A 10,995-nucleotide genomic window follows, 5' to 3' on the forward strand; every position below is an offset into this window, starting at 1 on the left:
CAAGCGCGCAGTCGGCACCAGAGCACCGATCACTGCCCGCCAGGCGATTGCAACGCAATCTGCCGAAAGGGGCGATCCCGCAGGGGCCGAACCAGCGGTGGTCCTCGGACTTTGTGTCTGACAGCCTGTCATGTGGCCGCAGGTTCCGCATTCTGAACGTGATAGACGACTTCAGCCGCGAATGTCTTGCTGCCGTGGTCGACACATCGCTCTCAGGCAACCGTGTGGTTCGTGAACTGGACCGCATTGCTGAGATGCGTGGCTACCCCTGCATGGTGGTCAGCGACAACGGCACAGAACTAACTTCGAATGCGATCCTGAAATGGCAGGAAGACCGCAAGGTCGACTGGCATTATATTGCCCCCGGCAAACCAATGCAGAACGGCTTTGTGGAAAGCTTCAACGGCAGAATGCGGGATGAATGCCTGAACGAACATCTGTTCGACAACCTGCGCCATGCCCGCAGACCGATCTCAGCGTGGCGTAATGACTTCAACAACCACCGCCCACACACAAGCCTCGCTGGCATGACGCCAGCTGAATATGATAACAGGTCAGAAGAGGACCAAAACCTGAACAGAGCTAACCTAAATTAGCGGACACAAGGGGGAGCAGGTCACATCTAATATTCTGATTGGCCGGTCACCCGTATATGTGAAAACGGTTGTCAGTCTGTTCGTATCAGAATCGGTATGTTCGATCTTCCAGCTATCAAATCGTAGTAGAGTTTTATTGCACCCTGCCATTAACGGACTCGAAGCGATGGACAACCCAATGGCGAGGACGAAAAACCGCAATGAATCACTCCTTAGAATTAAACCGTCTTCAGCAAAGTTGACACGAATTCTTTCAAGACGCCATAAACAATGCCGCTCAGCCGCCCAGTTCCCTCACTGGTCTGCAATTGCCATTACCAACTTCTCTGCCCTTGGGTGAAGTTACATAATGGACCTTACGCACTCTCCGGCCTTATCATGTATTAGCAAATGTCGGCGCCACAGCTTCCGCTATCTCACCGACATCATCTCTATTCTGAAGGCCGCGGTTGCGCTCGCCAACCGAGGCACTTGCTAGATGTGCCGGTCAGCCAAAGTCGGCGCGGATATGGCCCGCGACGCCGGCTGCGGTTGCCATCTCGTACATCGCCTTAGCGTCGATGATGCCCGCGATGCTGCCATCCTCGTTGTAACCAACCAGGGGTCCATGAACGATGGCAAACATGATGCATCCGTCCGGGGAGACCGGCTGATGAATCGCTGCGGCCTTTTCGCAGATATAGTCGCCCTTCGAACCTGCATCGTCGTCATAAGCAAAACCGCCTTCAAGGATCACGCCTTCGACAGCGCCGATATGCCCGTGGGGCGGTGCATCCGCACCGGGATCGACCTTCAGAAAAAGCGTGAAGCCACCTGACCTGACATCCACGGTCATAAGCCGATAGTGCGTGCCAGGCATCACCCAGGGTGTCCAGGGGATGGTTTCGGGATCCATAAAGGCAGGGTGTTCGTGTTTGGTCAGTTCCATAGTGGTGCCTTCTGGCGGGGCGCTTTGTTCGTTCATGTGCAATCCTCCCTGATCTGCATGGTAGAAAGGCAATCAGGAATCTGACGTCCAGTCTTTGCGGCAATTGCCTGACTTGCTTAGGGTTGCTACATTTTGATCATGCAAGCTGTCCAACCAGATACACACGCCATCGGCCTGATGCGGTCTGCATGGGGCATAAACTCTCTTTGGCACCGCGAGGCCTCCAATGGCATCGACGCAATCCTGTGGGAACATGATAGCGATGCGCCGACGTCGCTGAGCTGTGGCCTGGGCGATGACCATCTAATCCTGTCACTTCACCTGAGTGGGTTTTCCTTCGCCCATGTGGAACTGGATGGCCGCAGTCGTTGTGCGGGTGCACTGGAACGCGGTTCGTGGATGGTGGTCGACACTGCCGGACACCCCGCGGCGGAAACGGAAGGCAAGTTTTCGCTCCTGCATGTCTATATTCCGAAATCACTGCTGATCAGCACCTGCGCCACCTACGAGATCGACCTGACCCTGCCGCCCCGGGCCGTTTACCAGACCGGCACTTTTACCGACACATCGCTCTCGCGGTCGGCCTTGAGCTTGTCCGAAATCGCTTGCGACACCAGTGCACTGGGGCAACTTCGCACAGACCACGCAGCCCATGATCTTCTGGTGGAATTGATAGGCCTTCTGGCCGGTCAGGCCGATGCAGCCCCCAAACTGCTGAGTCCGACAGCTTTACGGAGGGTACAGAACTTTATCGCAAGCCGCCTCGACCAGCCGATCACGCTCGACGATCTTGCCGCTGCCGCAGGCCTCAGCAAGTTTCACTTCCTGCGCGCCTTCAAGGCCGATCAGGGCAAGACACCAATGGCCGCCCTGCGCGAGATGCGCTTGCGCAAGGCCGAACACCTGCTAATCACAAGCCCCGCCAACATCACCGAGATTGCCCTACAATGCGGCTTTGGCGATCACGGACATTTCTCTACAGCATTCCGCAGCTTTCACGGGCAGAGCCCGTCGAGCTTTCGGGCCAAGGTGAATGGCTGAGCAAACGCACCATCGCCCACCTGCTCCTCGCATGATCTCAACCAGCTGTTCAATAAATCAGCAAAGTAGTAAAAACACTCGTACGTCTTGGCTCGTAATGAGGCGCGTTGGTCCTTGTCAGCTTGGTTCAGTCGGCGACAAGCGCCTCTGGTCATCCATTTCGATATCTCCGATCTCCTTGGTATTGAAAATGAGCAGATCGCAGCTTGCGATAGCGTCTGAATCTCGGAGGGTAGCTCACAGCCAGCACCCGATTATGGGCGCGTTATTTGGATTGACTGACTCCTAGTGCTTGGTCTTCTGGGGATGTCGTATTCGATGCTGCCGGCTCCATAACATCATACCAGAATTTCGAAATGACTTCAGCGATGATTTCCGGGCTATCAGAATATGCAACCAAGGGCGGGTTGGTCCGACCGTATACTTTAAGCAACAGCTCATCGACCATGCCTGCAAGTGCATAAAGGCTAAGTTGGAGTTCTTTCGAGTCCTCAGAAAGCAGCGGGTTCCTTTTGATTACGCGAGAAATCAATTCATCATTTGCGTCGTTTGCCACTTTGCCAATGAGCTGATCTTCGTCTTTAAGCTGGAAAAGGCACCGCATGAGTCCGACATTTTGACGAAAACAGCGTATATAATGTAGGTTGGAAATAAAAATCCGTTCGCGCGTGGAGTGACCGCGGCGCTGCTGGCGGGCACCCTTCCTGACAAAGTCGAAGTATCCTTCAAGCATTTTGGCGACAATTTCAGAGCGCGTTTTGAAATAGCGATAGAAAGTTCCATGAGCCAAGCCGGCACCTTCGCTAATCCTGCTGACGGATAGTGAGTGATAAGTGGTTTCATTCAGCAAGCGGGCCGTTGCCAGGACAAGTTTTTGCTCTGTGCGCACAACCTTGCGTTCCCCCTCCGAGTCGGCGAGGACGGTTTCAAGATATTGACAATAATCGTACATCTTCCGGTTCCCTTGCTGCCGGTACAGAAGAGTCTTCTGGCCTTGAAAAGTCCACACAGTCTTTAGCGAATTGCGCCTGAACCACAAGTTGCAACGCGGCTCTTAAACAGGTGAAATTTTTCCAACCGTATGATTTATATGAAAAAACAAATTCCTTGACTAAAAAATGACAATGTCGTCACTTATAGCCAAGGCATCGGGAGAGTTGGTTGATGAAAGACACTGGCGCGACAATCGAATTTAGAAATGTGCGCAAAGAGTTTGGCGCTTTCACTGCGCTCGACAACTTCTGTCTTGAGGTCGGGGCGGGTGAATTCATGACGCTGCTGGGCCCCAGCGGATCAGGGAAAACTACCGCACTCAATGCACTGGCAGGGTTCATCGACGTGGGCCAGGGGGACATCCTGATCGACGGCATTTCCATCAGGCAAACGCCCACCGAGAAACGAAACATCGGAATGGTGTTTCAAAGCTATTCGCTCTTTCCCCACCGAAATGTTCTCGCCAATGTCAGTTTTCCACTTCAGATGCGCAAAATGCACAAGGCCGAAGTGCGCCAACGCTCAATGAAAGCGCTGGAAATGGTCCAACTGGCAGAACTGGCCCAGCGGATGCCGCACGAGCTTTCAGGTGGTCAGAAACAGCGTGTTGCGATTGCGCGTGCTTTGGTTTTCGAACCTCGTGTGCTGCTGATGGACGAGCCGCTCGGCGCGTTGGATCTCAAGCTGCGTGAATCGCTGCAACTTGAATTGAAGGCCTTACAAAAGCAGATCGGCAGCACCGTCATTTTCGTGACGCACGACCAAGGTGAAGCGCTGACATTGTCAGACCGGATTGCGGTTATGGACCAGGGTGAAATCCAGCAGATTTGCACGCCGCAAGAGCTTTATGACCAGCCCGCTTCAACCTTTATCGCCAACTTCATCGGCTCGAATAACATCCTCAGGGTGGGTGGTGCAGATCAACACTCTATCCAGGTCGAAGGTCTTGGGCGTATCCCGCTGAAGCCAGGTACAGAAAAACCCTATGCGGTTGGGTTAAGGCCGGAACTCATACGCCGGACTGAATCTGACGGGGTGCCTGCGATGGTCGAACAAACCATCTTTTCCGGCGAAGCCATCCGCTACATCGCGCGCACTGAAGACGGCACCGAGATTCTGCTGGTCGAACCCAGGCACCCGGGCGAAGCACCGTTGGCGGCGGGCCAATCTATTGCTTTGGGTTTTGATTTCGAAAACCTGATTTTCTTACCCAAATGACTATTAACAAAGCGGTCTTTGACCGCGCACAACAGGAGATGAAAATGACTATTACACGGCGTAACTTCAACCTCGGCTCTGTGGCCGCTTTGGGTGCCTTGGCCGCCCCCGCGATGGCGCGCGCAGAAGGAACAACCATCGTTGTAAACGGTTCGGGCGGTTCACTGGAAACAGTAATCCGTGACATGTTCGAACTGCCCTTTACCGAGCAGACTGGTATCAAAGTGCGGGCTTCAGCCCCTGTCAGCCTGCCCAAGCTGAAAGCAATGGTCGAATCTGGAAATGTTGAATGGGATCTGACCGAGCTAAACGGCGATGACGTGGTCATTGCGACTAAAAACGGCTGGCTAGAAGAGCTGGATTATTCGATCATCGATCCAGAAGGCCTTTTGCCGGAAATGGCAAAAGAACCAACAGCCTTGGTTCGGGCTTCGTATTCGACTGTCCTTGCTTATCGTACGGACCGTTACGAGGGTGAACAACCTTCCTCTTGGGCCGATTTCTGGGACGTCGAACGTTTCCCTGGGCCCCGTTCGCTTGAAAACTCGCCGAAAGGCACACTTGAATTTGCGCTGCTTGCAGATGGCGTGGCCCCCGAAGATTTGTATCCGCTCGATGTTGAACGGGCGTTGTCCAAACTTGATGAAATCAAAGCCCATATTCCTGTCTGGTGGTCGACCGGCGCGCAGCACGTGCAGTTGTTGATCGACGGTGAAGTTAACATGACCTCCTGCTGGAACGGTCGCATCTCGCCATTGCAAACTGAAGGCAAGCCAGTGGCGATCACCTTTAACGAAGGTGCGTTGATGCTGTCCTACATGGGAATGCCAAAAGGGGCTCCGCATCCAAAAGAAGCGATGGAGTTTCTCAAGTTCCGGCTGAATCCGAAATTGGCCGCAGATTTCGTGAAGGTTGTTCCATACCCGGGCTTTGTCCCTGGCATGTTCGACTATCTCGAACCCGACTTTGTCGAGACCTTGCCAACCGCACCCAAGAATGCTGCGGCCCAATTCAAGTTCAACAGCCAATGGTGGGCGGAAAACCTTGAAGAGGTGACCGAGCGCTGGACGGAATGGACGCTGCTTTAATCTGAAGGATGGTTTGATCGTGAAGGCGAAACAGAATTGGCGGCTCATGGCATTGCTCTTGCCTGCGATAGCCCTGATCTGCGTGTTGTTCCTCAACCCGCTGGTCGGTGTGCTAATCCAAAGCTTTGTTGGCGATGACGGCTTTACGCTAAAGTCTATCAGCAAGCTCTGGACCTCGCGTCTGGCAAGGGTGGTGTTGGAGCGGACGTTCTGGCTTGCCTTCACGGTAACCGTAATATGCTTGCTGGTCGGATATCCGGCAGCCTACTATATGAGCCAGTTGCGCCCTCGAAAACGCGCGATGATAACGTATCTCGTGCTGCTGCCTTTCTGGATTTCGATCCTGATCCGCACCTATACCTGGATTATTCTATTGGGCCGTGAGGGCTTGGTAAACAATGCCCTGCAGTGGTTGGGCCTGACTGAACAACCTGTCCAATTCCTTTATACAAATTTTGCAGTGCACCTTGGCATGGTGCAGATCTTGCTGCCCATCGTTATTTTGCCGACAGTCGCCGGAATGGTGAACATCGACGGTGGCCTGATCAAGGCTGCGCGGGTTATGGGAGCCTCCCCGATACGCGCCTTCTGGTCAGTGTTCTTTCCGTTGTCCCTATCGGGTGCTGCGACGGGCGGCCTGATTTGCTTCATTCTTTCGCTGGGGTTCTACGTCACGCCGACGCTGCTTGGCGGACAAAAAAGCCTGATCATCGCAAACCTGATCGACCTTCAGGTGCATAAAACTCTGAATTGGGGTTTTGCGGCGGCACTGGCGACCGCTCTGTTACTTGCCACCCTTCTGTGCCTGTTGATCTTCTGGTTGGCGACCCGAAACCGTCCTGAATTCGCGACCGGAGGGCTGTCCCGATGATCCGTAAATTGCTCGCGTTCCATTTTTGGCTGGTTGTTCTCTTTCTGCTCGCGCCTCTTATTTTCCTGATCCCCATTTCACTTGGCGAAAGCCAGTTTCTTGAATTCCCACCCAAGCAGCTGTCGCTTCGCTGGTACCGTGAGTTCTTTCAGCAAGAAAGCTGGATGGAGGCACTGTCTTTAAGCTTCAGGGTTGGACTGGGTGCCACCGCACTTAGCGTGATCATCGGTACACTTGCATCCGTTGCCCTTGTGCGGGGGAATTTCCCGGGGCGCAGTATCTTGACTGCTTTATTCATCGCACCGCTTATTGTGCCGACGGTCGTGCTGGCGCTCGGGCTTTACATGGTATTTTTGCGCTGGCAGTTGGTGGATAACACATTGGCGTTGACGCTGGCCCATGCGGTTGTTGCCTTGCCCTATTCCATTCTGTTGGTGTCGTCGAGCTTGCGCAGCTTTGATATGACGATCGAACGAGCGGCACGCACCATGGGGGCCGGCCCATTCAAAGCCTTCATGTTGATAACAACGCCGCACCTAGCCCCCTCCATTTTCGCAGCCTCCGTATTATCGTTCTTTGCCTCATTCGACGAACTAATCATCACTCTTTTCGTATCGGGTGGCCAACAAACCCTCCCTGTCCGGATCTGGAACGATCTAAGCCTCAAAATTGACCCCACAGTGCCCGCCGCGGCGGTGATGCTCACGGCTGTCAGCGCCCTTCTTATGCTCGCCGGTGAAATGGTGCGGCGACGGAACGAAGCGCACAATCAAAACTCACATAACGCAGAAGAATGACAAATGAACAAAAGTGAAATGCCTCTCACGACCCGTGAATCCTGGCCGGACGTTAAAGCAGAGCTTGATCGCCAACGCGCAGACGTTGAAAACATGCCTTTCCCGCGCAATATTGCAGCGCTGGTCAACGATTGCGTGACAGGGCAGCCAGACGCGCCGCTCTGGAATTTCTTTGATGAGACGGAAGGCGGGGTTGCAACCTACGGCCAAGTTGGGCGCGACATAGAAAACATGGCCGCGGGCCTTTATTCACTGGGCATTCAGAAAGGCAGCCACGTTGCCGTGATGCTGCCAAATATTCCCGCCTTCCCGATTGTCTGGCTTGCTCTTGCGCAACTGGGTGCGGTTATGGTGCCGGTCAATATCAACTATACCGGCCGTGAATTAAACTACGTCCTGACGGATTCAGACGCCGCCTTTCTATTGATCCATGAAGACTGTCTTTCCGCCTATCGCGCGCTTGAAGGAGAGGCACCGGTCAAAAACGCGCAATGTGTGACGTTTGGTTCGACAGACGCCAACGATGTGCTGGGCCAGACGGAAAAGAACCTGCTGGAACATGCCGGCCCCCTCCCCAAAGACTTGCCGGAACCGGAACTCGATGATGTCATCAACATTCAGTACACCTCCGGCACTACCGGCTTTCCAAAGGGGTGTCTGCTGACCCATCGCTATTGGCTCACAATATCTTTGGTGGCGTCGCAAAGGGGCGGCCCAGCAGAAGAGATCCATAACGTACTGGCGGCACAACCGTTTTTCTACATGGACCCGCAATGGCTTACGCTCATGACGATGCGTTTGGGCGGCGAAATCTTTGTCGCGCGCCGGGCATCTTCCAGCCGTTTCATGGATTGGGTGCGCCAATTCAAAATTCATTACTGCCTGTTCCCTGAAGTCGTCTATCAACTTCCGGCGCAGGAAAATGATAGTGACAATGATTTGCGGCGCATTTCGATCTTTGGCGTTTCTGGCAGTCAACATGCTGCATTAGAAGAACGCTATGATGTGATTGCACGGGAATCCTTTGGAATGACCGAAGTGGGCGGCGCGCTTTTCATGCCGCGCGAGGCAACACATATGGTGGGGTCCGGTGCTTGCGGCCTGCCCGCGCCCTTCCGCGAAGCCAAAATCATTGATGCGGATGGTGCTGAAGTTGCGGATGGCGAGACAGGCGAGTTGTGCATTCGTGGACCGGGCATCATGCTTGGCTATTACAAGAAACCTGAAGCCAATGACGCCTCGTTCATCGATGGCGGGTGGTTTCGCACAGGCGACCTGTTCAAACGCGACAGCGCCGGTTTCCACACGATTGTTGGTCGCCTCAAGGATATGATCCGCCGCAGCGGCGAGAATATCGCGGCGCGGGAAGTTGAAACCGTACTCGTCGAATTGCCTGAAGTCGTCGAAGCCGCGGCCGTTGGAGTAAAAGACCCGGCCCGTGGTGAAGAAGTCAAAGCCTATATTGTCCTGTCGGACGGAATGTCGCCTGACGATCTGCCGCCAGCAACGATATTCGAACACTGCAGTACACGGCTCGCGGCCTTCAAAATTCCGCGTTACATCGAATACCGCGCTGCGCTCCCCAAAACCCCGTCCGAAAAGATCGCCAAGCAATTGCTGGTGAAGGAAAAACAAGACCTGCGCGCAGGTTCGTTCGACCGTGTGTCTAACGCCTGGCTCTAATCCCAAAAAGGAACTCTACTATGCCCATCGAATATGAGCGCAAAGGCGCTATTGGTTATTTCACGATCCGCAACGGGTCGGTGAACCCCATGACACCAGCCATGCATAAGGAAATGTATGGCCATATGGTGAACTTTCTTACGGACGATGAGGTCAAAGTCGGAATCATGCAGGGTGCCGGCGAACGGGCGTTTTCAGCGGGTGACGATGTGCGTTCCACCTATGCCAAATTCGACACGCCCATGCAGGAACTTGAACACTACTTATCTCCCAAGCATCTGACGAAGGAAGGGGATCCCGATACCTTTTCGTGGTCACGGGATGTCTTGCTGCTGGACCGAAACAAACCGATTATCGGTGCTGTTCGCGGCTACTGCCTTGGCCAAGGGCTGATATATCTCAATCATCTGACAGACATTCGGATTTGCACACCGGATGCGAAGTTTGGCTTCCCCGAAATCTTCTATGGCATGGGAGGCGCCGGTGGCTCTACCCGTCTGACGCGGCAGATGCCGTATGTTCTGGCGATGGAATTGCTGATGACGGGCGATCCGTTAGATGCGGAAGCGGCCCTCCGCGCCAATCTGGTGAACGCTGTCGTAGAGTCCGACCAGTTGATTGCAAAAGCAGAAGCCTATGCCGAGCGCATCGTCCGCCATCCGCTTCTCGCTTTGCGGATCGAGATGCAAGCGACAACGCGCTGTGCAGATATGAGCCGGATCGAAGCGCTGGACTATGTCAAGCAACTGTACCGTATGCAACGTATGGGATACGGCGGTGAAGAGCGGGTCGGAGAATTTCTTTACAAGCCTGAATAGGTTAGGATGTGGTCCAGTCAATGTTGTGGTTCTGCACGGTAATTTAACGTGCCGCGCTTGCGACCGTTAAGTGAAGTGCCGGTGTCAATAAGAGCGCGGTATACTTTAAGCTTGTGCGGATATCTGATTAAGCGTTCTCGTTTTGCTTCCGTTCGTGTCATCGCATTGACTGTAGCAACACCCCACACACCCAGCGGCTCCCGCCAACTCCTTCCAAACCAGCCTACGCGCTAGTCTAGAACAGCGACGACCCCTCGATGAGGTGGGGTCGTTAGTAGGGCAATAGTAGGGGAGCGGAGAGCAACCCAATCCAACTGGATACGACACCTGACCTGCTCCCCCTTGTGTCCGCTAATTTAGGTTAGCTCTGTTCAGGTTTTGGTCCTCTTCTGACCTGTTATCATATTCAGCTGGCGTCATGCCAGCGAGGCTTGTGTGTGGGCGGTGGTTGTTGAAGTCATTACGCCACGCTGAGATCGGTCTGCGGGCATGGCGCAGGTTGTCGAACAGATGTTCGTTCAGGCATTCATCCCGCATTCTGCCGTTGAAGCTTTCCACAAAGCCGTTCTGCATTGGTTTGCCGGGGGCAATATAATGCCAGTCGACCTTGCGGTCTTCCTGCCATTTCAGGATCGCATTCGAAGTTAGTTCTGTGCCGTTGTCGCTGACCACCATGCAGGGGTAGCCACGCATCTCAGCAATGCGGTCCAGTTCACGAACCACACGGTTGCCTGAGAGCGATGTGTCGACCACGGCAGCAAGACATTCGCGGCTGAAGTCGTCTATCACGTTCAGAATGCGGAACCTGCGGCCACATGACAGGCTGTCAGACACAAAGTCCGAGGACCACCGCTGGTTCGGCCCCTGCGGGATCGCCCCTTTCGGCAGATTGCGTTGCAATCGCCTGGCGGGCAGTGATCGGTGCTCTGGTGCCGACTGCGCGCTTGCGTCCGCCCCGTTTA

9 protein-coding genes and 2 pseudogenes are annotated in these 10,995 nt (G+C 54.3%); 8 read left to right on the top strand and 3 right to left on the bottom strand.

Annotation, left to right across the window (positions count from 1 at the left end; all coding sequences use genetic code 11):
• Positions 1 to 596, top strand: a pseudogene (locus tag Z945_RS19450) (IS3 family transposase); the annotation flags it as partial.
• Between the two features lie 487 nt (positions 597 to 1,083).
• Here Z945_RS19450 and Z945_RS0106190 read toward each other — a convergent pair.
• Positions 1,084 to 1,560, bottom strand: coding sequence for a 2,4'-dihydroxyacetophenone dioxygenase family protein (locus Z945_RS0106190; RefSeq protein ID WP_025051239.1), 477 nt, complete (start codon positions 1,558 to 1,560; stop codon positions 1,084 to 1,086).
• A 102-nt stretch (positions 1,561 to 1,662) separates the two neighbouring features.
• Here Z945_RS0106190 and Z945_RS20025 point away from each other — a divergent pair, with 102 nt between their 5' ends.
• Positions 1,663 to 2,565, top strand: coding sequence for a helix-turn-helix domain-containing protein (locus Z945_RS20025; protein ID WP_025051240.1), 903 nt, complete (start codon positions 1,663 to 1,665; stop codon positions 2,563 to 2,565).
• A 265-nt stretch (positions 2,566 to 2,830) separates the two neighbouring features.
• Here the strand turns inward: Z945_RS20025 and Z945_RS0106200 are convergent, their stop codons facing one another.
• Positions 2,831 to 3,517, bottom strand: a complete 687-nt coding sequence (locus Z945_RS0106200) for a TetR/AcrR family transcriptional regulator (RefSeq protein WP_025051241.1) — start codon at positions 3,515 to 3,517, stop codon at positions 2,831 to 2,833.
• 212 nt (positions 3,518 to 3,729) lie between these two features.
• Between Z945_RS0106200 and Z945_RS0106205 the strand changes: the two genes are divergently transcribed.
• The 6 genes from Z945_RS0106205 to Z945_RS20030 all read left to right on the top strand — a co-directional run bounded on the left by Z945_RS0106205 (position 3,730) and on the right by Z945_RS20030 (position 10,033).
• Positions 3,730 to 4,776, top strand: a complete 1,047-nt coding sequence (locus Z945_RS0106205) for an ABC transporter ATP-binding protein (RefSeq protein WP_025051242.1) — start codon at positions 3,730 to 3,732, stop codon at positions 4,774 to 4,776.
• Positions 4,777 to 4,889: 113 nt separating this feature from the next.
• Positions 4,890 to 5,864, top strand: a complete 975-nt coding sequence (locus Z945_RS0106210; RefSeq protein WP_161634083.1) for an ABC transporter substrate-binding protein — start codon at positions 4,890 to 4,892, stop codon at positions 5,862 to 5,864.
• A gap of 19 nt (positions 5,865 to 5,883) precedes the next feature.
• Positions 5,884 to 6,735, top strand: coding sequence for an ABC transporter permease (locus Z945_RS0106215; protein WP_152541087.1), 852 nt, complete (start codon positions 5,884 to 5,886; stop codon positions 6,733 to 6,735).
• The gene (locus Z945_RS0106220; RefSeq protein ID WP_025051245.1) at positions 6,732 to 7,532 is read left to right on the top strand and encodes an ABC transporter permease; all 801 of its coding nucleotides are present in this window, start codon (positions 6,732 to 6,734) and stop codon (positions 7,530 to 7,532) included. Before Z945_RS0106215 ends, Z945_RS0106220 begins: the two co-directional genes overlap by 4 nt.
• Before the next feature lie 3 nt (positions 7,533 to 7,535).
• Positions 7,536 to 9,215 (top strand): class I adenylate-forming enzyme family protein, encoded by a 1,680-nt coding sequence (locus Z945_RS0106225; protein WP_025051246.1) that lies wholly within the window; start codon positions 7,536 to 7,538, stop codon positions 9,213 to 9,215.
• A 20-nt stretch (positions 9,216 to 9,235) separates the two neighbouring features.
• On the top strand, positions 9,236 to 10,033 hold the full coding sequence (locus Z945_RS20030; protein ID WP_025051247.1) for an enoyl-CoA hydratase/isomerase family protein: 798 nt from the start codon (positions 9,236 to 9,238) through the stop codon (positions 10,031 to 10,033).
• Positions 10,034 to 10,384: 351 nt separating this feature from the next.
• Here Z945_RS20030 and Z945_RS19465 read toward each other — a convergent pair.
• Positions 10,385 to 10,995: pseudogene (locus Z945_RS19465) on the bottom strand (IS3 family transposase); the annotation flags it as partial.

The organism is Sulfitobacter noctilucae (assembly GCF_000622365.1).
In the GTDB taxonomy this organism is placed as follows: Bacteria; Pseudomonadota; Alphaproteobacteria; order Rhodobacterales; family Rhodobacteraceae; genus Sulfitobacter; species Sulfitobacter noctilucae.